Below are 26,136 nucleotides of genomic sequence, written 5' to 3'. Positions count from 1 at the left end.
GGTGAAAAAATTACATATACTCTTACTGACCTTGCTGGCTTCCACAACACTCTATGCCCAGGATGACCGGCAGTCCAAAAAGGAGGAACGGGAACAGAAACGGCTTAGGAGAATATCCCTTTTCAGGGAAATAGAAGAAGGAGATAACCTTTACAACAGGGAATTTTCCGGTGGTGCACGCCTGAATACGGATGGATGGACAGGTTTCCTGGAAAAAGGATACCGCAAGAACGCCACCATCGTGAACTACTTCCAGCTGGAGTTCTCTGAAAAGAGGCATCCAAAGCAGGACCGCGCCTCCCGCATCATCCCTATCGGCGGGGGCTTCGGCATCAGCAGCAGCCCCTTCGTATACGGTAAACAGAACAACTTCTACCAGGCCAAGCTCGGCCTCGGGCAAAAACGCCTGATCGGCGGCAAAGGCAACAAGAACGGGGTGGAAGTGAACGCCATTTATTACGGCGGCGTTTCTTTCGGCCTGGTCAAACCATATTATCTTGATCTGATGAATGATTCCGGCGACCCCAACCAGCGCCGGACCGTGAAATACACTGACGACATCCGCGACGACTTTCTGAACCGCGACCTGATATACGGCGCCGGCGGCTTTACCAAAGGCTGGAACGAAGTGGAGCTTACCCCCGGCCTGCATGCCAAGGTTGGCTTCCGGTTCGACTGGGCCCGGTTCAATGACGTGATCTCCGCGATAGAAGTGGGCGTAAACGCCGAATATTACACGAAAAAAGTGCAAATCATGGTGGACGAGAAGGCTAAGTCCTTCTTTTTCAATGCATATGTAGGATTGCAGTTGGGGAAACGATGGAATAAGTAACTTTGTATCTTAAAAGAAAGGATTTGCGATGCAAGAATTACCCGTAATCGCGGCCGAACCGGCCGCGCCGAGAGTGAAAAAGCCCGACTGGCTGAGAGTAAAGCTTCCGATAGGAGAGAATTACAGACAGGTAAGGAACCTGGTAGACACGCATAAATTACACACCATCTGTGAAAGCGGCAATTGTCCCAATATGGGCGAATGCTGGGGCGCCGGTACGGCCACTTTCATGATCCTGGGCAATATATGTACCCGCAGCTGCGGCTTCTGCGCCGTAGCCACCGGCAGACCCGAGGCGGTGGACTGGGACGAGCCGCAACGTGTGGCGGAGGCCATCTACCTGATGAAAGTAAAACATGCCGTGATCACCTCCGTTGACCGCGACGAGCTGAAAGACGGCGGCTCCATCATCTGGGCCAACACCATCAAAGCCGTACGCGCCCTCAATCCGGACACCACCATGGAAACCCTCATCCCCGATTTCCGGGGCATCTGGGAAAACCTGGAACGTGTGATAGAAGCCGCGCCGGAAGTAGTATCCCACAACCTGGAAACCGTGGAGCGCATGACCAAGCAGGTCCGCATCCAGGCCAAATACCACCGCAGCCTCGAAGTGATCCGCCGCCTGAAAGAAGGCGGCATGCGTACCAAAAGCGGTATCATGCTCGGCCTCGGCGAAACAAAAGAAGAAGTAGTGCAGGCCATGCAGGACCTCTACGATAATGGTTGCGATGTAGTGACCCTCGGGCAATACCTCCAACCCACTCCCAAACACCTCCCCGTTGTGCGCTTTGTGCACCCCGACGAGTTCGCGGAACTGCGTGAGATCGGTTACGGCATGGGGCTGGATTATGTGGAGGCCGGGCCGCTGGTGCGGTCTTCGTATCATGCGGAGAAGCATATTTTTAGTGGGAGGAAATAATATTTTTTCCTGAAAAAGGATTAGACGGCCATGTCATATGATGTATGATGTGGCCTTTTTTATTGCGGGATTATCAATGGTTTGATAACAACCTTTCTTAACATGAAATATCTTCTTTTTCTAATCGCATCTTTACTATGGACTGGTATAGCATTGGGACAAACCGCAAGCAATACCGAGTCGCATGATTCATCCAATATCTACTATCAGGCATTCATGCATTATTGCTCAAATTCACTCCCGGATAACAATGGCATACTACTGGTTGAAGAAAACAATATTACAACAGAAAGTCTTCCGAAGCAGTTGAAGAACATCAGGGTTGAAGTAGTTGATGTACAGAAACTTCAAAAGAAATTGAAAACAACAAAATCACTAACATTGATTAGAGTTGTTCCACTACGGGTAAAAGAAGGGCGTTTTTTTGTAAATATTATTCCGTTCGATGTGTCACGAACGAGGTCAGGCTTTCATTATGTAAACAGTGGAGGTTGTACAGTTGAGTTTTTGTATGATTGTACCAATGATGTATTTAGCCTGAGCGCAGTAGTGAATAAGGGTATTTAGCATTTGTAGGTTTAACTAATAACTCAATATTATGTGCGCAACCAAAAGCGTTATAAAGGCATCTTTATATCTATCATTATTTATTGTCAGTTCTTGTGCCAGGTATGTAGATACAGTAAGAAGTTATTCCAATGGATATGCTAAAAATGATTTTTTTCAATTCTATCCTGACAGTAACGTTTTTAGATACAAATCCAATGTGGTATTGACAAAGGATACGGAGAGGATTTATCCGAAATTTTTTGAAGTTAGGTTACCTAAGAAGATTAGATTTTATGAGTTTATAGGGTCTACTGATTTTTCTTTTTATTATGATAAAGGGCAGACTGTTTTTATAAAAGTGAATCTCGAAAAAAGCAAGATTAGTCGGGATACTGTTTATAATCCAACGAGAGATCAGTTGGGTGAACTTATTGAATCGACGGCGCAGACAGGGAATGGAAAATATAACTTAAACGCTATTCCATTTAATGAGCATCGAAAGCACTTAGTTATGCAGAGAGGGAATGCCACTACCTTACTGTATAATATTGAAGATAAAAATTTCGATTTATTCTATGGATATATAAGCAAGTTTAGATTTATAAACATACATGGAGTCGATTAGAAAACCATCCTCACAAGAACTAAGGCTTATCAAGTTTTTGGTATGCAGAGCAGTCAAGCCACTACCTGCAAATTGGGAATCAGACTTAATGGTTCAGCCAATGCAAGATGGTGGCATGGGAAGCCTAACCTTATTCCGTCATGGGTATGCTGTGGGAAAACGAGAGTTTGGAGAGTGGTCGAGTGAATACCAATTTTTAGATTCTGATGGTGTTAGTGATATAGCCTCCTTAAATTTGGATAATAATGGGGAATTATTTGAATTGGATATGTGGTTTAAGCTGGCCATTGCCCATGTGGTCTTCCTTCACCTTCCTGTTTTTCATATTATAAAAATGTTTAATTTATCTCTCCCAAAAAAACCTCGTACTCGCCTCGTACTCGCATACTATCGGCCTTGGATCCGCCTTAATCGGCCTTTAATCCGCTTCATACCCGCTTCACCCTGGCCTTGCCCTCGCCTTTATCGGCATTAATCCTCATCCCTGCCATCAGAAAAACACCCGCACATCCTCTTCCGTCCCCCCTGAGTGCACAAAATTGCGAAACCGTCACCTATTGCCAGAGTGCTTTCTTTAATATCGCGCGCATAAGTTCACAACTTTATAATTAATTTCTTTAATTCCCCTGAAAATTAACTATTAGAAAAGAAATAACCCGTACCAAAGTGAATGATTCCCCAATTCTATTCTGGATGAATTAAATAAAGAAAGGTTAGAACGAAAGATGAGATTGAATGTTCTCGAAACCAATCTGAATGAACTTAGGATTTGCAAAAAGAGTTTTCTTCCGACGACTCCATTGTTGGAGCTGCTGGGTAATATCTTCGACTGTATTTACTTTTCTGTCTGAAATTTAATAAACCATAGTCTAACTAAAAAGGTGCCTCAGTTATTTTTGAGACACCTTCTTTTTTATTGCAGTCCTGTAAAGTGCCGTGTTTTGGAGATAAAAAATATTTTATTTCTGAATATTTGATTATTTTGATACCTGTAATACTATACCTTGATTAATGACCCGTAACCCTGCCATATGAAATTGACGTTATCGTTGTTAGCCTGGAGTTTGTGGCCTGTAATACAACGGGATTCATCTATTAAAATTCATCTTCAATGATCAGCTCCCTTACCGGCCGGCTATTTTTTACAAGCTGTTTTTTATGTTGGACGATGATTGCATTGGCCCAGAATGCACCGAACAGCAGCGGTCGTCCGTCTGCAACAGCAGCATCGGTTCCTGCTGCTTATACCAATCCGACGATCAACTATATCCGTACCTGGGAACCTTCCATGCCAACAACAGACCCTGCTGTGGTGACCGCCGCTGCGCGAACAGTAAAGGAAGTCAAGCAGACCACCCAGTACTTTGACGGGCTGGGCCGGCCGATCCAGACAGTATCGAAAGGAATGAGCGGGGGAATTGATACGATTGTCACTGGTGGTAAAGACATCGTGAGCATGCATATCTACGATGCCTTCGGCCGGGAACAATTTCAATATCTGCCTTATGTGCAGCAGAGCGGCAATACAAATGACGGCAAGTTTAAAACCTCTCCCTTTACGGGACAGGCGGCTTTTTATCAGAATAGCAGCCTGAATCCCGGGGCGCAGGGAGAAAGTATCTATTATAACCGTACAGAATTTGAGGCTTCCCCGTTAAACCGTGTGTTGAAAACTTATGCTCCGGGTAACACCTGGGCGCTGGAAGGAGGCAATAAACCAATGGCCACGCAATATCTTGTTAACACTGCGGCTGACGGTGTAAGGATCTGGGATATGCCTGCGACAGGTACGATCCCGACCAGTGCTTCAGGGCGTGTTTATGGCGCAGGCCAGCTATATAAGAACGTCGTTCTGGATGAAACAGGCAACCAGGTAGTAGAATATAAGGATAAGGATGGCAGGGTGGTCTTGAAGAAAGTTCAGCTTAGCGCTTCTATTGGTGCAGCACATGATGGATGGCTGTGTACTTACTATGTGTACGATGATCTGAGCAATTTGCGTTTTGTGATCCCTCCCCGTGCCGTTGAACTGATCAGCACCAGTTGGGTGATCAGTACTGTTGTCGCCGACGAGCTTTGTTTCCAGTATCAATATGATCATCGTAAGCGAATGATCGAGAAGAAGGTGCCCGGCGCGGGCCTTGTGCAGATGGTCTATGATGTGCGGGACCGGCTTGTTTTTACGCAAGACGCGGTGCAGAGAGGCAAAGCGCCGACAAAAGAATGGCTGGTGACTTTTTATGATGAACTGAATCGCCCGGTGATGACCGCGTTGTACCCTTCAAATTCTACCAGGGATCAATTGCAGACGGCCATGAGCAGTGCTACAGCTGCTGGAACAGTAAATTACACTTTCCCCGGAACAGCAGACCTTGTCATTGGTAACCGTCAGGCGGGAGTTACCAGCTACAAGGCCACTAATAGTATTCTTTTCCAGGACGGTTTTGAAAGTGAAACCAATGCGGAATTTGTGGCGGAGATTGATCCGGCTTTGACCGGCGGGACCACTTTATTGACCGTGACCAATCCACTCCCTAATATCACGGGTTATCAACCATTGACCTACACATTCTACGATAAATATGAGTTCACGGGTAAGCACAATATTGAAAGTGGGGATCTCAGCAAACCACAGGCCGGCGGTAACCCTTATGCAGAACCGGCAACTGCTGCGAGCGTGATGATCAAAGGGCTGACGACCGGCACCCGTGTAAGAGTACTGGGTACGAACCAGTGGCTGACCACGACCATCTTTTACGATGACAAAGGACGGGTGATTCAAACGATCAGTGACAACGTAGCCGGTGGCCGGGATGTAGTAACAAACCTGTATGACTTTAACAGCAAGTTGCTGAGCAGCTATCATCGTTCCAATAATCCCCGCAGCGGCGTAACTCCACAAACTATGGTGTTGACGATGAACCGCTATGATGCTACCGGCAGACTGCGGGTAGTAAAAAAGCGGCTCAACGACCAGGCCAGTCTCGAAAGAACGGTGGCGGTCATGGACTACGATGAGATGGGACAGTTGAAGGAAAAGCGGCTCGGGGTGACCAGCGGCGCTGCACAGATGGAAAAACTGGCCTATGAATATAACATTCGTGGCTGGATGAAAGGAATTAACAAAGCGTATGTCAATACATCTGGCAGCACAACCAATTGGTTCGGCCAGGAATTAAGCTATGATTATGGTTTTACTGCTAATCAGTACAATGGCAACATTGCCGGCGCAAAGTGGAAGAGCAAGGGAGATGGAATTGCACGCGCTTATGGCTATGGTTATGACAAAGCCAACAGGCTGACCTATGCAGATTTCAACCAGGTTAATGCCGGTACTTCCACCTGGCAGAAAAACCTGGTGGACTTTAGTGTAAGCAACCTTGGTTATGACGCCAATGGCAATATTTTATCCATGACCCAACAGGGTATGAAAGCAGGAGCTAAGGCTACCGTGGATCAGCTATCTTATGGTTACTATTCCAATGGTAACCGGCTGCGGTTAGTGCGTGACAACTCCAATGACCCAACCACTACGTTGGGCGATTTCAAGGAACCGGCTGCAAATAATACATCAAATCAGAATGCACCAACTACGGATATCGATTATGCCTACGATGTGAACGGAAATATGATCAGCGACAAGAACAAGGAGATCAGCGCGATCGCCTACAATCACCTGAACCTGCCGCAAACGATCTCTATTACAGGGAAAGGTACGATCAGCTATCAATATGATGCAGCAGGGAATAAACTGAAGAAGACGGTAACCGATCAGACCGTCACGCCTAATAAAGTAACGGTGACAGATTACATCGGAGGCCAGGTCTACGTCAATGACACATTGCAGTTTATCAGCCACGAAGAAGGCCGCATTCGGACGTTGTTCAAAACAAGCCAGCCGGTAGCTTACATTTATGATTACTTTTTAAAGGACCATTTGGGAAATACCCGGATGGTATTGACGGAGGATGCCGATACAAACGTATATGCAGCTACGATGGAAACAGCTTCAAGTCCTGTGGAGAATGCGCTGTACCGTAACATTGATGCGGCACGAAGCACGAAACCGGTAGGTTACCCCGCTGATGCTACGACCAACCCGAATGACTATGTAGCCAAATTACATGCTGGTACCGGCGGCCAGAAGATCGGGCCGGCGTTGGTGTTGAGGGTGATGGCCGGCGATAAGATACAACTTGGAGCGAAAGCATTTTACAAATCTACAGGCACGAGCACTTCCAGCGCCACGATCCCGGACATGCTGGGCGCATTGCTGCAAGCGTTCAGCGGGGGTGGAGGCTCCGGTCCTGATGGCCATGGAACTGGCTCCGGCCCCGGTTCCCCGATCACAACAAGTTTTAGCGCTACAAGCTATCAACAACTGAAAGATCAGGACCCGACCCAGAATGTGTCGAACAAGCCAAGAGCGTACTTGAATTTTGTAATGTTTGACGATCAGTTTAACTTGGTCAATGAGAATAGCGGCGTGCGGCAGGTGCAGGGAAGTCCTGATCAGTTGCAGACGTTGGCTACGAATCAGTTCGAGATTAAACGGACGGGGTTTTTGTATGTTTATACGAGTAATGAGAGTGTGGAGGATGTGTTCTTTGATAATATTGTGGTGCAGCATACAACGGGGCCGGTGTTGGAGGAGACGCATTATTATCCATTTGGGCTCGTCATGAGCGGGATCAGCAGCCAAGCACCGAACCGCCTTGAAAACAAATACCTGTACAACGGCAAGGAGTTGCAGAACAAGGAGTTTGCAGGGAATGGAGGTAGTGGCCTGGAGTGGTATGACTATGAAGCAAGGATGTACGATCCGCAGATAGGGAGGTGGCATGTGATAGACAATTATTCGGACATCTATTACGCGTTAACCCCTTATAATTATGCGGGAAATACCCCGGTTAATGCTATAGACATTGATGGAAACTTATTCATATTTGCAAGTGGATTTATGCTTAATCATTGGAAGGGAGGAACGGATGCAACAAAAGAATATAGATATCGGGCTGATCCAGGAACAACATATACTGTTCCAAACTCGAATCAATATGCGCCAGATAGAGGATTTTATTCAGACGGGCCGCATAATGCAGGGAAGAAGTTCGATTATTGGAATGGAGTTGATCTTGCTTATATGAATGAGTACAAGGATAAAAACTCGTATTATACCAACGGCTCTTTTACACCTAAGGCTTCAGCCTCCGCAAGATTTAAATCTGGCGAGGAAGCAGGGTTGGAACTTATTTCAAAGTTAACCTCCGGAGAAATTTCATTGAGTGAAGGTGAAACTATTAAGATTGTTGGGCACAGCCAGGGTGCTGCTTATGCTGCCGGAATAGCATTTGCACTTGCTAATTATTCTTCATACGGAGGATTGATAGAGTTTGTCGACTATCTTTCACCACACCAGCCAGGTGGTATTATTCATCCAGATGGAGTAAGAGGCCGACAATTTTCTACGGAAAGTGATGAGGTTTCTTCCAAAGGGTTACTGCCGAAGCTTTTTGGGAAGTCCAGTTACGAGAAAATTAGGGGAACGGAATGGGGTGTGCAAAGAAAGAAGTATGAGGGAGGAAGAGGTGGACATAGTGTTGAAACCTGGCTGGATGACTTGGTTAAATACTGGAGGGATCAGGGCGTTACTGTTAATGTAATAGAATAAAAAACAAAGAATGCAGATGAGATTAGTCTTATACAATATATTCATTACTTTGACTATTCTTGTTTTTATTGGTTGTCGTCCAATGAAAACAAATTTTACCGTTGCTGAACTTCGCTGGCTGGATATCTACAATGTTGGTGATACTTTGATTTATAAATCGTCAAACGGAAGATTTGACACGTCTTATATCATCGGAAAGAAGATATATTACCCTGAATATATTCCAATTGAAGTACATAATAAGTATTTACCTCATACCGGAGTAGTTACTTATAAAAACAGGAACTTAGTGTATCGGCCTGATGGGGAAAAATTGATATATATGTATAAAGCCTATCCCGATAAGCAAACGCGACTTATGATAGACTATCTAAACTCCAGTGTAACAATTTTGGATTTAACGACCGGCTCGATAGAGAAATATAAGAAGGGTAATACCTATGAGTTTAATGCCTATCATCGAAATGGAAAACCTGGTGAACCCAATAGGATATTCTGGCATGAAAAATTGGGAATTATAAAGTACATCACTAACGATAGCACTATCTGGGAGCGTATCAATATTTCAAGATAGTATGCTAGGGTGTGTTAGAGGAGACGCATTATTATCCTTTCGGGCTTACAATGGCGGGAATCAGTGCCAAGGCTCCGGGCAAGCTGGAGAACAAGAACGAGAAGTTCCAGGGACAGCCTTTGGATGATGAGTTAGGACTGCACTGGTATGGTTTTAAGTGGAGAAACCACGATCCGCAGATAGGACGGTTTATACAAATCGATCCTTTGGCGAGTGATTATGTTCATAATGCGCCTTATGCATTTTCAGAGAACAAGGTGATAGCACATGTCGAGTTGGAGGGACTTGAAAGCGTCGGATACTTAAAAGCCCAGCTTTGGCAATCGGCTGGTGTAACATCAACTACTGCCAGGAATATCGAGAATACCGCGAATACAGCGTTGAAAGAAATAAAACCCTATGCAGAGGGGGCGGCTACTGGATTCAAATATGCGGGTATAACTGCAGGTATTCTTTTGGGAGGGCCCGCGGGAATAATACTTGGTATACCGGCACTAGGTTTAACTCTGACAAAAGACATAGCTCAAGCGGTTAATCCAGACAATCCAAAAGTGGAAGCGATACCTGAGGGTTTGGGAGAGACTGTTGGGCTTGTAGCCGACAAAACAACCGAGGTGGCAACAGGACAAAGTACAAACGGTCTTTTACAAGATGTTGGAGGATTATTGGAAACTGTATTAACTGGTACAAAGGATTTGCTGAAAAAAGCCAAGCCAAACCAGTCTGATGCACTAGTTGCTATTGACAAAACGAAGACGGCGACTGATACGTATAAAGATGGTAAAAAAGTGGTTATAAAGATAGATCAAGCAATTGAGCAGAAAAAAGACGAAAAAAAAGAAGGCAACTAAATTAGTAACAACTTTAAAAAGCCATTGAAGCAATGAAATTAGAGCTTTTTGGGATTGAAGAAGCTAATCGACATTTTTTAACACGGTATTGGCGTAGTATTAGATTATTTCTACTGTTTTTTATCATCATAGATATTGCATTATTGGTGAAGATTGGACTGGGGTGGGGAGTGATCATTGTAGGGGGTGGTTTTTTACTTTTAGTGGCCTTATATGGGTTAAGAATGTCTGTCAATGTTTTATATAAGGGTCATCTGGATGAAGATAATGATATAGTTGAAATAGAAACACTACATTTTAACCAAATAAGAAAAATTCAGCGCAATAGAAAGGATGTGAAAGTGAGGGTTATTCAAGATGCTACATCTAGATATATCGTGGATATGATACGCATCGATGTAGATAGAAAGACGTATTTTACCCAAAAACAGGTTGCCCCTTGGTCTCGAGAAAGGATTCAGCAGGTAAAGAATCTGGTAAAACAAGGAATCTTGTAGATGAAACTGATTAATTGAACTTCAGACGCACTTAAATTCATTTTTTGAGATGTGTAACTATATAAAGCAGCTAAAAGATAAAATGAATGTAACTCTATTTGGGAAGATAAAATTGCATGTTTGTATTGTCATTTATATACTTTCAATGGCTGGTAGTGCCTGTAAGATGCCTAGTTGTCCCAGAGATAACATAGTTGCCGGTGCAAAGTACTTCAACGGAGACACTGTTTTGAACGAGAATTCATACTTTATTTTTTACGATTCTATTCAACTTGATTATTTGAACGGGAGGCTAGTTACCCAATATGATATTAAATGGCATGGCTGCTCTGAATATTCTTTGATAATTAAGAGTATAGAAGAACCTGATTTGTTGAAAGCGGGAGACACTTTGAATATCTCCATTCTATCTAATGTCAGAGATACTTTTCGGTATCTCGTAAAATTCAGAGAGCGCGAAGCTGTATCTTATTTTTTTAAAAAAGGTGGACAATAGCCGTGTAACAGTGAGGAGACACATTATTATCCGTACGGGCTCACTATGAGCGGGATATCAAACAAGGCGATCTATAGTCCCGAGAATAAGTTCGGATATAACGGGAAGGAATTGCAGAATAAGGAGTTCAATAATGGCGGTGGTTTGGAGTGGTATGACTATGGTGCGAGGACGTACGATCCGCAGATTGGCAGGTGGAATCACGTCGATCCACTTACTGAAATGTCAAGAAGGTGGTCTTCTTATAATTATGCTTTTAACAATCCGATTCGCTTTATTGATCCTGATGGAATGCTTACTTACGATTGGAAAACTAGACAGTACGTTGATGAGAACGGCAAAGAAGTAAGTAATGAAGATGCTATGGGACAAATAGAAGCAATGGGAACTACGGTTTACAAAGCTGATGAAGCAGAAGAAAGTAAGAACAAGGAAAAAGATGATGCCACCGAGAAAAAGCAAAAGGAATATCAAAAAGTTATCGAGACTACAGCTACTGCATTAGGTGCAATCTCAACTTCCACAGATTTTACAGTAAACGGTCTTAGTGGATTGCAAGCGTTTGTAAATATGTATACAGGAACCACCTATGAAGTTATTAAGATGGGTGAGTATCAAGTAGTAAAAGGTCTTACTGTCGATGCTCTAGGTCGAAGGGTAGCTGTTGTTGGTATTCTTGTGACGGGTTTAGATATCGCTAATAATGGTTTGAACTGGAAGAATGGTACAGATGCAGCTATGGGGGGAGCATCGTTGATTCCTGGAGTGGGTTGGGTGATTGGTGCTGTTTATTTCCTTGCAGATCCGATTGTTAAAAAAACCACGGGAAAGAATATTGGACACCACGTTGGAGATGCAGCAAATTATGTAGGAGAGGTGTCTGGTAAGACTTTAAACTTTGTTTCTTCGACGTGGAAGACGTTTATTTCAGGGTTTTCCAACTTGGAACATCGACTTAGACATGGGTGGCTTCCGTAACTATATAAATTGTAACTAATGTTATTTTTTGATTTTTTATATTATCTTCTCTATAAATTTTATGCACGCTATAATGTAAAAAGTGCTGAATCAACTGCTTCTGCAATAATAGGGGGATTGCAAGCAATGAATGTGTTGACTATAATCATGCTGATTCAATCGATAGTTGATCCTAAAGAAAAAATTAATAAACTTATAGCAATCGTTTTATTCATAATATTTCAGGTCTATACCTATATAAGGTACATATATCGAGAGAAACATTCTGTTAGTGTAATAGAGAACAAATGGTTAAAGAATACAGAATCGTCAAGGAAACAAAAGAGCGCTTTTTTTTTCGCATATGGAACTATAAGTATAATTGGTTTCTTTTGGTTAGCCATATATCTTGGTTCCCAAAAGTAGCAATAGCCAAGTTATGTACGTTTCATTCACCTCAGGAATGAGTTATAGATGTTGGAAGGATTAAGCCCCCTGAAGGTACTAAATAGCTGTTCAAAAAGCCCGGTATACTTATGAAAGAAATTAAATTATTTTGCGGAATTGGGTTGATTTGTTTTTTAATTGTTAACATGGTGTCTGCCCAGGATTATGCCAGAAGCGTTGAGAAAAATTTGACACCATCTCCAATGGTTGCTTCTTTGGGAGCTTTTGGAGGCATGGATGTAGAAAAAAGTACTGGTGGTCTTAGTAAGACCATTAGCCTTTTTGAGGTAAAGGAAGGTGATATTGAATACAGCCCCTCAATACATTACTTTTCAACCGGTATTAAGGTGAACGATTGGGGCAGCAGAGTGGGTATTGCCTGGTCTGAAAACACTACGCCAATAATTTCCAGAACAGTCAGAGGGGTGCCGGATGAACGCGCCACATCACGTATTGGTGATACGAGATATGAATTCGGGGACCCGGGGGCACAGGACTTTACACAGGCAACTTACGATAAAGTACGTCAGTTGGAAGTTTCCGGAACAACATTTGATGGTCAGTATGACCTTTTTAATTATTCTATATTCGGCGTTTCAGGTCAATTTATTATTAAAAACGACACGGCCATTCTTTTGAGTGATGACAAGAGTTTCAAGATAGATATAGTACAAACATCCCCGAGCTACCTTTTTATCCTGACTGATAACAATGGTGTTAAATACTATTTCAATGTACAGACAGAAGAAACGAAGTTTGATAGTGAAAACGCGTGCGATATCGATAACCCATATAGATATGGAGGAATAGTAACCGCATGGTTTATCGATAAGATTGTTTCGCAAACAGGATACACAATTACATTCAATTATGACTATGCTGAGTATAAATACATATATGATTATACTGAATCTTTTTTATTCAACTATTTTTCATATACTGATTGGTATCACTTTACGGGCTTAAGCCCTGCTGCAGAGAAGTTAGCTTGCCTGCGTCGAAAGAGTACAAAAACCCGGATATTAAACAGTATTGTAGGTGATAACTTTAGCATAGGCTTCGAATATATAAGCCGCAATGATATTTATGGAGAGAAACTGCTAAGTAAAATAACCCTTACAAACAGTATGGGCGTTTTGAAGGAGTTGGAATTTTCGTATGATGAGGTTGTGGCAACGAGTACCTTTGAACAGGAGCTGTCTTTCCATTTAGGTGATAATGATCCCTGGGAGCTGAATGCATTGAAAACAAGATATTTTTTGGAGGATCTTAGTATACGCGACGGACAGGGAAATATTGAGCAAGTGTATCGGTTTGACTACATATCTCCCTCTTCCTTGCCACACCGTTTTTCATTTTCGCAGGACTACATGGGATGTTATAATGCCAAGCCCAATGGTACAATGGTTCCTGTACAAGCAGCAGAAGGGCTAAGTTCAATACTACCTGTATCGTCTGTTTCTTTTGGCGACCGTCGGCCTTCATCTAGCGGTAAGACCGGCCTTTTGAACCGGATTATATATCCGACGGACGGTAAAGATTCAATAATATATGAACAAAATCAATACAGGACAATTGTAGAGAATATACATCATGCTTCTTATATGGATTGGTTTGGCACGGAGGATTCAGAAACATACGATGGATGGTTCTTCACGATGTGGCTCCCGAAAGAAGGAGATGTTGAACTATTACTTGAATGTTTTTATGATGGAGGGGACCTTCCCGGAGATGATGAGGGTGAATACTATGCTAAAGTTCAGCTTTGGAATTCAGAAGGACAAATGGATTTCCCCCACGGCGGAAATGAAATTGAATTAAGACTTGGTCAAACATACTTTTCCACAAAGTATAATCACCTTTATCCAGGAAATACTGTAAAGCTGCACTTTACTCCTGATGAGGAATACAATCTCTACCTATCGCTTCAGGGCAAACATACCAACGTTCGGGCTACTCTTTATTATATAGAGGATACTACTTATGATGCTGTTGATTCTGCATATGCGGGACATAGGGTACAGAAGGTGATCTCCAGCTCTGATAGTTCCCCGGATGTAGTAAAGTTGTACAATTATAATGTTTTTGAGAAAAAAGGCGATACCTTAAAATATACAGATTCCAGTTCCCTTGTATCTGTACCAATGAAAAATTATTCTGTATTGAGTTATAGTGAAGCCGAATATACGATTCCTGATGTTTGGCCCAGTTTGCCTCCTGGATACAGTGATCTTACAGGATTTGTTCCATACTCAATATTTCGGTTACTGTCAAACAGCAATTACAATATAAATATATACGGAGGATTGCCGTATGCGTACAAGAATGTCACGGAGTATTTAGATACTAGCAGAACGTCCTTTATTGCCGGTGAGTTTAATCTGGCGTTTAATAGCCATTCTTACAGAGAATTAGTTGATTTATACCCGCAGATGGATGTTTTGATGCCCGAGCTGGAAAATTCAGCCTGGGATCATGGTCTGGAGCTGGAGCGGTACTATGGGACGAAACTAGATGATAACTACATTGTTGACCTCGAAAGGAAATGGAGCTATTCAGGCTTATCCAATTCATACTACAATTACGCTGCTTATTTATTGCATCCTATCCATGTATATTCTTCCGATCCCAGAACAAATATTGCCAATTATATAGTAACCAGCAATATCACGTTTAGTCATTGGAAAAAATTAGATTCTCTGGTTGAAATTGGTTATTCGAGGTACCCTGGTGGATACAATACTATTTTAAACAAGAGCATTTATAGATATAACAGTGGCGATAGATTGATAGAAGAGGAGGAGACATTGAGTAGCAAAGAGGAAACACTTTTAAAAACTATTGCGAGACCATCTAAAATGGTTGCTACCGGAAGGGATCCAAACGGTATCTACCAGGGAATGATCAATAACCACATTATTTCGCCTGAAATAGAGGTCGTGAGTAAAATAAACTCTAATCAGGTTAATCTGGTTAGAACGAATTATTTTCAGCCTTTTAACGAGCTATATATGCCTTCATCAATACAAACTCAGAAACGGGCATCTGATCCATTGGTGACAGAATTGAAGTTCAATCAATATGATACAAAGGGAAATATACTAAGCTTGTCAAGAGAGAATGATGTGACAATTAATTATCTGTGGGCCTATAAAGGCAGATATCCTGTGGCAAAAATCGTAGGCAGTGACTATGCAACAATAAGTAGTGTTGTGTCGCAGTCTCAAATTGATAATGCCACGGGCAGCGATCAGACGCTCCGTTCTGTTTTGAACGCGTTACGTACAGACCCCAGGACTAATGGTGCGCTGATAAACACTTATACCTATAGGCCAATAGTAGGTGCAACCAGCGAAACAGATGCCAAGGGCCAGATTGTTTACTATGAATATGATAACATAGGGCGCCTCAAGCTGGTTAAAGATCGGAATGGAAAGGTTTTAAAGGTGTATGATTATCAATATCAAAAACCAATTACTCAATAACCGTTATTATTATACACACCCTTATTCGGATACTGAGCGGCAGGTAATTGTGAAGGGATGTCCGGAGGATAACGCTGGTATCCTAGCCTGATTTGCATTAAGATAAAAGATATATGAATTTAAGGGCATTTGTTTCCAACGATATAGGAGATGAAGTAGAATGGGTCGTTATTGAATCTGATGAGGGTGATACAAAGGGATATTTTGTCTATTACTATCGGAACGAGAATATGGCATTTGACACCTGGCATGCATCGTTAGAGAATGCTTTTGATGCTGTATGGATTCAATATGGTATTGACAGGAAAGATTGGGAGGTTTTATCTGATTGAGCATGCCTGAATTGTTTCGGCTTTGTGCAGCGCTTTTTCTTATTGAAGGTGGTCGCAAAGGGAAGAAGAATGCTGACAATGTCAGATGGGAAATGTAATTTTATGCCCTACACCCAACACTCTTTATTTATTCATATGATAAAAATCTTTTTGCTGCTGTTGTCTATCACACCAGCCTTCGCCCACGCCCAGCTCACCTGGCACCCTTCCGAAAAACACAACAGCGGCCTTCCGCCCTCCATCCGCGTTTACGAAACCACGGATTCCCTCGACGGCAAACCCTTCCGTGCCTTCTACCTCGAAGCGGACCTGCAGGACCCGCAGCTGACATTCGAAATGCACATTGGCAACGGCAAACGGTACACCGCTGCGCAATATGACAGCATGATCGGGCCATCTGTGCTGTCCGTCATCAACACCACCTTCTTTTCCTTTAAAGACAACAGCAACCTGAACATCGTCATGCATAACGGAAAAGTGCTGGCCGTAAACCCGCCATCACACAACGTCCGCAACAAAACTATATACACCACCCGCGGCGCTTTCGGCATCGATAAAAAAGGAAGACCGGATATCGCATGGGTCTACAACGTGGGTAGAAAGAAAAAAGCCTATGCCTACGACGCCCCCGCCACGCCGGACATCCAGGGAACTGACACCACCTACCGACAGCCAAACAAACGCTACCCCCGCGGCGCGCACCGCTGGAAAATGAAAGAAGCAGCAGGCGGCGGACCGGTACTGGTGCAGGACGGCAAACCTTTTGTGACAGTAAAGGAAGAACGCATGAACGGCGTTGCCGCCAGTCATCCGCGCTCCGCAGTGGGGTATACCGCTGATGGCAAGCTGATCCTGCTGGCGATCGAAGGGCGGAATAAAGGTGTAGCGGAAGGCGTTACGCTGGAGCAGATGGCGAAAATATTTACAGACTTGCATTGCGAAGAAGCCTTGAACCTCGACGGCGGCGGCTCTTCCGCCCTCTACGTCAACCACATGAATACGATCAAACCTTCCGATGCCAACGGCCAGCGTGCGGTGCCCGCTGTGCTGGTCATCCGGCGGAAGTAAAGATGATCGCTGCGTTAAACAGATATTGAAGTGCCAGGTTCAAACTACATACGGCGCCAAAGCGAAGCCACCGGCACCAGCACTTCCTATGTGTACGTACGCATATCAGACTGATCCCTTCCTCCGCTCCCCATCTTCATCGAACACCTGCAACAAATGCCATTCAGTAAGCCCCGTCAGCAGCAATGCGCAGAAGATAACGGGACTAATAGTCACATACATGAACACATCGGACTGGGTGCTGAACACAAACCCGCAGATCAGCCCGAACGGTACCAGGAAATAAGCCATGATGCGCGACACATAAGCGGCGTATTGATTGCCTTCATCCCAGGTCTGTTGATTGATGGTGGAGGAGAAGGTACGGTACCCGTACCATGTTTTCATACTGCGTGGCGGGAATTTCCGGATCATGAATCCCATAAACAGGAATAACAATCCTGCCAGCAGGCTGGCATTGCAAAAGGGGCTATGCAGGATGTTCGTCATCATAATAAAAGCGTGACAGATAAATGCCACGCTTTTATTATTACAATCAAGGGAAATGTTTTGTTGCGTCCCGTTACTGCTTTGTGGTATCTTTTTTCCGGTTCAGCAGCCCCTTCAACGTATTATTCAGCGTTTTTTCAGCGGCCTTACCGGCGTCCTGCAGCGGTTTGCCGGAGCCGGTACTGTCTTTTCCGCCAAGCAACTGCTTTTTCAGCTCGTCTTTCACAGCGGATACGGCTTCATTCTTCACGGATTGCAGCGAATCCTTGATCGTGTTCTTCGCGGAATCGATCTTGTTCTGCACCAGCGCGGTAGCCTGATTTTTAAGATTGTTCAGCGCATCTCCGGCCATTTCTTTCAGATCGGTTTTGAGCGACGGCTTGGCGATGTTGCCGCCCATCAGCACGTTCAGGTAAACGCTGTCGCCCACATTAACAGGGATGCCTTTGTCGTTCGCCTGTTTAACGAGGTTGTTCACCAGCGTGTTGCCCTGGTTGCCCATCAGGCTGCGCGGCAGGGCCAGCTGGATGGTGTAGTCCAGGCTCTGGTCAAAGCCATGTGATCCACCGATCAGCATGTTCATATTGTTGAGCTTCACGCGGAAGGGATTCACGCTGAGGCGGCCGTTCGTGAAGGCGAAATAGTTTTTGATGTCTTTTACAGAAATATCTTTCAGCGCATTTACGTTGAGCTGGTTCGCCAGCTGGTCCAGCGGCTGGAATTTCTGCAGGAAGCCCTGGATGAGCAATAGGTTCCCTTCGCCGGACAGGGTGTTCAGCACGGGGGACATGTCTTCGCCCAGCTTGCCGGTAACGCTCATTTTGGAGCTGAGCTTGCCGCTGAGGAATTTGCCGATCGGCATCAGTTTCTGCACGGTATTAAAGGCATTGAAGGTTTGCTGCACGTCCAGTTCCTTTACATCGTAAGTAAGGCTGATGGCGGGATGCTCCTTGTCTTCTTTCGTAGAGTAGGTGCCGTCTATCTGCATGCTGCCCTGCAGGGCGTTGCCCTTGATGTTTTTCAGGGTAACGGTTTCATCGCGGAGCAGGAGGGAGCCGGATAGCTGCGACAGGTCTACTTTATCGTAATGCACTTTATCTGCCTGTGCGTTGATGGTGAAGTCCAGGTTGTTGGGAACGATGAAAGGCCCGCTGGCGGCGGTATCCGCGGCAGCGGGGGAAGCCGGTTCACTGCCGGTGGCCATCCATTTATCGAGATTGATCTGGTCCGCGTTCACATTCAGCTTTCCCTGCAGCGCTTCGTTGCGGAACGTGTAAGCGAGGAAGTTGTTCAGCTCGCCGTTCGCCGTAAAGTTGGTGCCGAGGTATTGGCCGTTGAACTGCGGCACGCTCACGTTTTTCGGGTTGAACTGCATGAGCAGGGTGGAAACTTTCACACCGTCCGGGTAATCGCCGCTGCGGTACAGCAGGTCGGTGATGGAGAGCTTGCCGGAGGCATCAAAGCTTTCGTATTGCTGCTTTTCGATGGCGCTCATATAGCCGCGGGCTTTGAGGTCCGCATCCAGGAGGCCGGTGAGGGAAGTGCCTTTCTCGAATTTTACGAACTGTGAAACCTTGCTGAGGTCCAGCTTGCCTTTTGCGGCGGCGTCCAGGTAAAGGTCAGACACCGGCGTTTTGATCATCAGCCGGAAATCTACCGGGCTTTCATCCATTTCAAGATGCGCCTGCGGCACGTCTACCAGCGTATGGTCCGGCACGCCGTCCGGATTCGTAACGTTCACCGCCAGCTGGATGTTCTTCACCGGCTTCGGCAGGTCGGGGTACTGGAAAAAGCCGTTCTTCACGCCGAGATGCACCGCATAGGCCGGCATTTGCAGCGGCGAATAGGTGCCTTTCACAAATCCATTCAGCACGGCGGAGCCGCTTGTTTTGATCTTTGCGAAATCCTGCGTGAAGATGGTGGGCACCAGCGACAGGATGTCCTTGAAGTCGGTAGACGGCGCATCGAATTTGATGTCCATTTTATAGCTGCTGTCATTCAGTAACTGCACGAAGCCTTCGGTGGACAGCTTCAGGTTGTTGATGGCGATCTTGTCCGTTTTGAAGGAATAAGTGCTGGTTTTGTTATCGATGTTGATATCGGAGATGATCTCCGCTTTTGTATTGAGCAGGTAGGGAACGAAGCCGGAGGCGAAGCTCAATGATCCCGCGGTGGTGGACGTTTGCAGCACAAACTGGTCCTGCGAGAAATCCCCTTTCCCTTTATGATCGAGCTGCTCGATGGAAAGGTGAAGATGCCCCTGCCGGTCGCTGTACTTGAGGGTGGCGTTCTCGATGCTGTATTGCCGGAGGCTGAAGGAAAAGTCGCTGGCGCTGGTATCGGCCGGCGTTTCTTCCGTGGCGGCGGTATCGGGTTTGGTGATATCCCAGTTGGCGCGGCCTTCTTCATCCACAATCGCGTATATACGTGGCTGTTGTACCGCGATGTTGTAGATATCGATCTTTTCCCCTTTGATGACGCTCATGAGGTCCATCGCCAGGTCGAGCCGTTTCACGGCTACCAGCGTATCCCCGTTGAAGTGGTCCACACCGGTCACCTGCAGCTCTTCCAGCGCAACGGCCAGCCGCGGGAAACGGCGGAAAAGGCTGATGTCCACATCCTCGAAGTCTACTTTGGCATTCAGGTTTTTGTTCAGTTCGGTCTTGATCTTTGCAATGATCTGGCCTTTAAAGAGGTAGGGGATCGCGATGAGGAGGGCGATGAGCACCACCAGGGTGATCCCGATACCTTTCAGTATCTTTTTTACGTTCATAGGAGCAATTTATAAAACTCCCGCTAAAATAGTAAATCACGCCTCCTAAACTTAATTTCTGCTAATTTTACCGTTAAATTAACAGAGATTATGACACCGGAACGTAGAGAAAGGCTCTTATCCGTACTACACAAGCGGCAGGCAGGCATTACCGTGGTGCTGGAAAATGTGGAGGACCCTCATAATATTTCCGCGGTGATGCGTACCTGTGATGCTGTGGGCATACAGGATATCTACGTGCTGACCACGAAGATCCCGCGCCATAAAAAATGGGGCGCCAAAAGCTCGTCCAGCGCCGCCAAATGGCTAACGGTGCACGCCTACACGAATGCGCAGGAAATGATCGCGGTGCTGCGCAAGCAATACGACAAGATCTATACAACACACCTGGCTTCGGATTCCGTGAGCCTCTACGATATTGATTTCACCGGTTCTGTAGCGCTCATCTTCGGTAATGAGCACAGCGGCGTCAGCGAGGAGCTGCGCGCGATGGCGGACGGGAATTTTATCATTCCGCAAGTGGGCATTATCCGCTCGCTTAACATCTCCGTGGCCTGCGCCGTCAGCATTTACGAAGCCATGCGCCAGCGCCACGCCGCCGGTCATTATAACCAGCCCGATCTCCCGGAAGCGCGGCGCGCCGCGTTGCTGGAAGAGTGGGGATTTAAAGAAGAAGACCTGTAAGCATGAAGCAACTTTTGCCCTTTCTGATGTTTTTCAGTTTTCCTGCATTGTCGCAGGAAGTTACCCGTGTGCCGGTATCCGGACTGGAAAAGCTGCTGCATCATCCTGATACCGCGCTGGTGGTGAACCTCTGGGCTACCTGGTGCGGGCCTTGCATCAAGGAGATCCCTCATTTCGAAAAACAGGCCAGGCTGCTGAAAGGCCAGAAAGTAAAGTTCATATTCCTGAGTCTTGACATGGAAGACGCTTATCCCCAAAAAATCCGTCAGTTCGCCCGCCGTTATAAGATACATTCACCCGTTTACTGGCTGGACGAATCCAACGCCAATAAATATGCGGCGCACATAGACCCGCGGTGGGAAGGAAGCATTCCCGCCACTATTTTTATTCATGCCGGCAAAGGTTACCGGAAGTTTGTAGAAGGCGGGATCAGTGAAGCGGAGTTGAAAGAAGAAGTCAGCAGGCTGATGAAGTGACGTTCTCCAACAAACGTGTCAATTCTGCCCCGGTTGATCTGGAATCCTAATTAATTGTATATCTTTAGGTTCGGATAGAATTCCTATACATTGTATAAGATATATGAGAAAATTGCTTTCGGCAATTTCGGGCAGTAAGCATGCATTTACGCTTGAGCACCAGGTTTTCAACAGTACCAGTTTCGTTATCACCTTATTTGCTTTTTTGGCCTCTACAGGTAATTACCTGATCGGTTTGAACGCTTATACCATATGGCCGGGCTATATAGGGGGTACCGCTTCCATCATTGTTTATTACCAGACGAGAGTCAAAGGGGTTTTTACACCCGGACTGGTAATATGGTATGCCTGTGTGGCTGCTGTAATAATGTGCTTCCTTTATTTTTCAAACGGTGGGTCATTCGGTACGATCATCTACCTCATCGTTATGCTGCTGACCATCATGCAGATGGTCATACCGCCGCGTTTTCAGCTGTGGCTGCTGTTCGGTATACTGTATGCCATTATTTTCATCCTGCTGGTACTGGAATACCTGCACCCGGACTGGGTGGTGCCTTACCACTCGCGTGTGGAGCGGCTGCTGGACCATGGTATCGGTATCCTGTACACGGTATTCTTCATTACCGTTGTGATCGTTGTTTTCCGGCGCAGCTACATCCGCGAAAGGAACCAGGTGCGCAGGCAGAACGAAGACCTGCTGCTGCTGAAAGCCGAACTGGAACAGTCCGTGGCGCTGGCGAACGACCGGCATGAACGGATACAGATCATCCTGAAAGAGCTGCATCACCGCGTAAAGAACAACCTGCAGGTTATTTCCAGCCTGCTGGCATTGCAGTATAACCGCATGGAGGATGACGCCGCCAGGGCTTCGCTGGAAGCCAGCAGAACCCGCATCGAGGCGATGGCGCTGATCCACAAAGGGCTGTACCAGAACGAGGACGTGTCTGCCGTGGAGATCGGGCAATACCTGGCTTCACTGGCGGGTTCCCTGGCCGGCAGCTTCGGATATGGCAGCGAGGTCATCAAAATAGACGTGCAGCTGCAGCAGGACCTGCTGGATATCGACAGGGCCATTCCGCTGGGGCTGATCGTGAATGAACTGGTGAGCAATGCATTCAAGCATGCTTTTTCCGGTATTGAACAGCCACAGGTGAGGATCACGCTGATACAGCGCGGTCACGGACTGGAACTGCAGGTAGCCGATAACGGCAGGGGACTGCAAGACATGGACGACCTGCAGAAACCCGGTTCCTTCGGCATGAAGCTGGTCCGCACCCTGGTACTGCAATTAAATGCCCAACTCCATGTTGAGCATAACAAGGGGACTATATTTCGCATCGTAATAACATAACATGAGCACAAACGCAACGATCCTGATCGTGGAGGACGAGCTGATCACAGCCGAGAGCATTGCAGAATTGCTGATACAGGAGGATTATGAAATAGCGGGCATATCGCCTACCGCAGCGGGCGCGCTGGACCTTTGCGAAGAAAAGCGGCCGCATGTGGTGATCTGCGACATCAACATCAAAGGGCCGATCAATGGCCTGGAACTGGCAAAGCAGCTGAAGAGGCTGTACCAGTGCGAGGTCATCTTCCTCACCGCCTATACGGACGCCGCCACCATACAGGCCGCGGCCACAGCGGAACCCGTGATGTACGTGGTAAAACCTTTCAGTGACGCACAGCTCCTGGTGGCCGTACAGATGGCTTTCCACAAATTCTATTACAAAGGGTCAGCGGGCGCGCCGGTGAGCGGAAAAGTGCAGCTGAGCGACCGGGAGATGGAAGTGGTGCAGCTGGTGGCGCAGGGCCTTTCTTCCAAACAGATCGCCAAAAGACTGTTCATCAGTGAAGAAACGGTAAAAACGCACCGCCGCCGGATGCTGCACCGGAATAATATCGCCAACTTCCCGCAGCTGATCTACCAGCTGGGGTTGAAATAAGGTCAACGACATTAACCAGCCATCAACGAAAAAGGCCTGAGCGTAATATCCGCCCAGGCCTTCCTGTATCTAAAGCTGACAATTATGCGCTGCAGGTTACACAACCTTCTTCCATGGTGCACACGGCGCCTTCCGGAACCGCAAGTTCCAGCGTGCCTTCCGCGGGAGCTACCACCGGCACCATGTTCTGCCCGCCCTGTTTTTCCACGGTGAACTGAACGGCCTGGGTCGCTGCCTGTGTACGCAGGTAGTACATGCCGGTCTTCAGCCCTTTCTTCCAGGCGTAGAAGTGCATGGAAGTAAGTTTGGAAGCGGACGGCGTGTCCACGAACAGGTTGAGTGACTGTGACTGGCAGATGTACGCGCCGCGGTCTGCCGCCATATCGATGATCGTGCGCTGCTTGATCTCCCACACAGTTTTGTAGAGTTCCTTGATGTTGGAAGGAATTTCCGGTATCTGCTGGATGGAGCCGTTGGCGGCGATGATCTTGTTCTTCATGTCATTGTCCCACAGGCCCAGCTCCACGAGGTCTTTCAGCAGGTGCTTGTTCACCACCACGAACTCACCGCTCAGTACGCGGCGGGTGTAGATGTTGGAGGTGTACGGCTCAAAGCATTCGTTGTTGCCGAGGATCTGGGAAGTAGATGCGGTGGGCATCGGCGCCAGCAGCAGGGAGTTGCGGATGCCGTGCTCTTTGATCTCGCCTTTCAGTCCTGTCCAGTCCCAGCGCTCTGACGGCGTTACGCCCCACATATCATATTGCAGGATGCCTTTGGAAGCGGGAGAACCGGGGTATGACTCGTAGTACCCGTCTTTCTTCGCGAGGTCTTTGGAAGCGGTCAGGGAAGCGAAGTAGATCGTTTCGAAGATCTCCTTGTTCAGGGTCTGCGCCTGTTCGCTTTCGAATGGATAACGCAGCAGGAAGAACGCATCGGCCAGGCCCTGTACGCCGAGGCCGATCGGGCGGTGGCGCAGGTTGGAGCGGCGGGCTTCTTCTACCGGGTAGTAGTTCTCGTCAATGATCTTGTTCAGGTTGAGCGTAGCCTGGTAGGTTACCTCGTAGAGTTTCTGATGATCGAATTTACCGTCGATCACGAAGCGGGGCAGCGCCAGTGACGCGAGGTTACATACGGCCACTTCTTCGGGAGAGGTATATTCAATGATCTCTGTGCAGAGGTTGGAACTTTTGATGGTGCCGAGGTTCTGCTGGTTGGATTTGCGGTTGGCGGAATCCTTGTACAGCAGGTACGGCGTACCGGTTTCGATCTGCGCGTCCAGGATGGCGAACCAGAGGTCCTGCGCCTTCACGGTTTTGCGGGCGCGGTTTTCCTTTTCGTATTGCTCATACAGCTTTTCAAATTCTTCACCCCAGCAGTCGGCCAGTCCGGGTGCTTCATGCGGACAGAACAGGCTCCATTCGCCGTTGGCTTCCACGCGCTTCATGAACAGGTCCGGCATCCAGAGGGCGTAGAACAGGTCGCGGGCGCGAAGTTCTTCCTTGCCGTGGTTCTTGCGGAGGTCCAGGAATTCGAACACATCGGCGTGCCAGGGCTCCAGGTAGATGGCGAAAGCGCCTTTGCGTTTGCCGCCGCCCTGGTCCACATAACGCGCCGTGTCGTTGAACACGCGCAGCATGGGGATGATGCCGTTGGATGTGCCGTTGGTGCCGCTGATGTAGGAACCGGTTGCACGGATATTATGAATGCTCAGGCCAATGCCGCCTGCGCTCTGGGAGATCTTCGCGGTCTGCTTCAGGGTATCGTAGATGCCGTCGATGCTGTCGCCCTGCATGGTGAGGAGGAAGCAGCTGCTCATCTGCGGCTTCGGCGTACCCGCGTTGAAGAGGGTAGGCGTGGCATGCGTGAACCAGCGCTCGCTCATCAGGTTGTATGTTTTGATGGCGGAGTCGATATCTTCCTTGTGGATGCCTACGGCCACGCGCATGAACATATGCTGCGGGCGTTCGGCGATCTTGCCGTCCACTTTCAGGAGGTAAGAGCGTTCCAGCGTTTTGAAGCCGAAGTAATCGAATGCGAAGTCGCGGTCGTAGATGATGGTAGAATCCAGGATGTCCGCGTTCTTGCGGATGATATCCCATATTTCATCGCTCAGCAGGCCGGCGGGTTTGCCGGTTTTCGGATCGATGTATTCATACAGCTTCTTCATCGTTTTGGAAAACGACTTCACGGTATTCTTGTGCAGGTTGCTCACCGCGATGCGGGAAGCCAGCTGTGCATAGTCAGGATGTTTGGTGGTGAGGGACGCGGCGGTTTCCGCAGCCAGGTTGTCCAGCTCGGTGGTGGTCACGCCGTCGTACAGTCCCTGGATCACTTTCTTCGCTACATCTATTGAGTCCACATAATCAGGCGCCAGGCCATAACACAGTTTCTCTACCCTTGCCGTGATCTTGTCAAATTTGACAGATTCCTTTCTTCCGTCTCTTTTTATAACGAACATAGTG

The 26,136-nt window shown here is 46.8% G+C and carries 20 protein-coding genes; 17 read left to right on the top strand and 3 right to left on the bottom strand.

The features are described from left to right. Window position 1: 1 nt before the first annotated feature. The 13 genes from CCY01nite_RS00485 to CCY01nite_RS00425 all read left to right on the top strand — a co-directional run bounded on the left by CCY01nite_RS00485 (window position 2) and on the right by CCY01nite_RS00425 (window position 17,306). Window positions 2–832, top strand: a complete 831-nt coding sequence (locus tag CCY01nite_RS00485; RefSeq protein ID WP_146857344.1) for a hypothetical protein — start codon at window positions 2–4, stop codon at window positions 830–832. A 28-nt stretch (window positions 833–860) separates the two neighbouring features. Continuing rightward, window positions 861–1,754 (top strand): lipoyl synthase, encoded by an 894-nt coding sequence (gene lipA / locus CCY01nite_RS00480; RefSeq protein WP_146857343.1) that lies wholly within the window; start codon window positions 861–863, stop codon window positions 1,752–1,754. A 102-nt stretch (window positions 1,755–1,856) separates the two neighbouring features. Beyond that, window positions 1,857–2,321, top strand: coding sequence for a hypothetical protein (locus CCY01nite_RS00475; RefSeq protein WP_146857342.1), 465 nt, complete (start codon window positions 1,857–1,859; stop codon window positions 2,319–2,321). A 31-nt stretch (window positions 2,322–2,352) separates the two neighbouring features. Next, complete coding sequence (locus CCY01nite_RS00470; RefSeq protein WP_146857341.1) at window positions 2,353–2,928, top strand: hypothetical protein; 576 nt, start codon at window positions 2,353–2,355, stop codon at window positions 2,926–2,928. Further along, entirely contained in the window at window positions 2,915–3,403 is a 489-nt protein-coding gene (locus CCY01nite_RS27060) for a DUF6984 family protein (protein ID WP_371863609.1), read from the top strand. The genes CCY01nite_RS00470 and CCY01nite_RS27060 overlap by 14 nt, the downstream gene beginning before the upstream one ends. A gap of 636 nt (window positions 3,404–4,039) precedes the next feature. After that, window positions 4,040–8,599, top strand: coding sequence for a DUF6443 domain-containing protein (locus CCY01nite_RS00460; RefSeq protein ID WP_146857340.1), 4,560 nt, complete (start codon window positions 4,040–4,042; stop codon window positions 8,597–8,599). 16 nt (window positions 8,600–8,615) lie between these two features. Continuing rightward, entirely contained in the window at window positions 8,616–9,173 is a 558-nt protein-coding gene (locus tag CCY01nite_RS00455; RefSeq protein WP_146857339.1) for a hypothetical protein, read from the top strand. 11 nt (window positions 9,174–9,184) lie between these two features. Further along, the gene (locus CCY01nite_RS00450) at window positions 9,185–10,024 is read left to right on the top strand and encodes an RHS repeat domain-containing protein (protein WP_262713297.1); all 840 of its coding nucleotides are present in this window, start codon (window positions 9,185–9,187) and stop codon (window positions 10,022–10,024) included. 32 nt (window positions 10,025–10,056) lie between these two features. Continuing rightward, on the top strand, window positions 10,057–10,521 hold the full coding sequence (locus CCY01nite_RS00445; protein WP_146857337.1) for a hypothetical protein: 465 nt from the start codon (window positions 10,057–10,059) through the stop codon (window positions 10,519–10,521). A gap of 541 nt (window positions 10,522–11,062) precedes the next feature. Beyond that, window positions 11,063–11,995 (top strand): RHS repeat-associated core domain-containing protein, encoded by a 933-nt coding sequence (locus CCY01nite_RS00440; protein ID WP_146857336.1) that lies wholly within the window; start codon window positions 11,063–11,065, stop codon window positions 11,993–11,995. Window positions 11,996–12,510: 515 nt separating this feature from the next. Further along, complete coding sequence (locus CCY01nite_RS00435) at window positions 12,511–15,906, top strand: hypothetical protein (protein ID WP_146857335.1); 3,396 nt, start codon at window positions 12,511–12,513, stop codon at window positions 15,904–15,906. A gap of 113 nt (window positions 15,907–16,019) precedes the next feature. Beyond that, window positions 16,020–16,238 carry a hypothetical protein gene (locus tag CCY01nite_RS00430; RefSeq protein WP_146857334.1) on the top strand — a complete coding sequence of 73 codons (219 nt, stop codon included), beginning with the start codon at window positions 16,020–16,022 and terminating at the stop codon, window positions 16,236–16,238. Window positions 16,239–16,373: 135 nt separating this feature from the next. After that, window positions 16,374–17,306 carry a phosphodiester glycosidase family protein gene (locus CCY01nite_RS00425; RefSeq protein WP_186830835.1) on the top strand — a complete coding sequence of 311 codons (933 nt, stop codon included), beginning with the start codon at window positions 16,374–16,376 and terminating at the stop codon, window positions 17,304–17,306. Between the two features lie 105 nt (window positions 17,307–17,411). Here the strand turns inward: CCY01nite_RS00425 and CCY01nite_RS00420 are convergent, their stop codons facing one another. Further along, the gene (locus CCY01nite_RS00420; RefSeq protein WP_146857332.1) at window positions 17,412–17,798 is read right to left on the bottom strand and encodes an SdpI family protein; all 387 of its coding nucleotides are present in this window, start codon (window positions 17,796–17,798) and stop codon (window positions 17,412–17,414) included. Window positions 17,799–17,868: 70 nt separating this feature from the next. Then, window positions 17,869–20,568, bottom strand: coding sequence for an AsmA-like C-terminal region-containing protein (locus tag CCY01nite_RS00415; RefSeq protein ID WP_146857331.1), 2,700 nt, complete (start codon window positions 20,566–20,568; stop codon window positions 17,869–17,871). A gap of 90 nt (window positions 20,569–20,658) precedes the next feature. On the opposite strand from CCY01nite_RS00415, the gene CCY01nite_RS00410 reads away from it, so the two are divergent. The 4 genes from CCY01nite_RS00410 (at window position 20,659) to CCY01nite_RS00395 (ending at window position 23,674) form a co-directional block, all read left to right on the top strand. Further along, complete coding sequence (locus CCY01nite_RS00410; protein WP_146857330.1) at window positions 20,659–21,252, top strand: TrmH family RNA methyltransferase; 594 nt, start codon at window positions 20,659–20,661, stop codon at window positions 21,250–21,252. 2 nt (window positions 21,253–21,254) lie between these two features. Continuing rightward, entirely contained in the window at window positions 21,255–21,728 is a 474-nt protein-coding gene (locus tag CCY01nite_RS00405; protein WP_146857329.1) for a TlpA family protein disulfide reductase, read from the top strand. Between the two features lie 352 nt (window positions 21,729–22,080). Continuing rightward, window positions 22,081–23,079 (top strand): sensor histidine kinase, encoded by a 999-nt coding sequence (locus CCY01nite_RS00400; protein WP_186830834.1) that lies wholly within the window; start codon window positions 22,081–22,083, stop codon window positions 23,077–23,079. Window position 23,080: 1 nt separating this feature from the next. Beyond that, a complete protein-coding gene (locus CCY01nite_RS00395; protein ID WP_146857327.1) occupies window positions 23,081–23,674 on the top strand; it encodes a response regulator transcription factor in 594 nt (197 codons plus the stop codon). An 82-nt stretch (window positions 23,675–23,756) separates the two neighbouring features. On the opposite strand, the gene CCY01nite_RS00390 is transcribed toward CCY01nite_RS00395, so the two are convergent. Continuing rightward, window positions 23,757–26,132 (bottom strand): ribonucleoside-diphosphate reductase subunit alpha, encoded by a 2,376-nt coding sequence (locus tag CCY01nite_RS00390; protein ID WP_146857326.1) that lies wholly within the window; start codon window positions 26,130–26,132, stop codon window positions 23,757–23,759. Window positions 26,133–26,136: the final 4 nt, after the last annotated feature.

The sequence above is a fragment of the Chitinophaga cymbidii genome (assembly GCF_007992715.1).
GTDB classification, from domain to species: domain Bacteria; phylum Bacteroidota; class Bacteroidia; order Chitinophagales; family Chitinophagaceae; genus Chitinophaga; species Chitinophaga cymbidii.
Note: the sequence above shows the minus strand (reverse complement) of the source record. Positions and strands in the feature narration are given on the sequence as shown.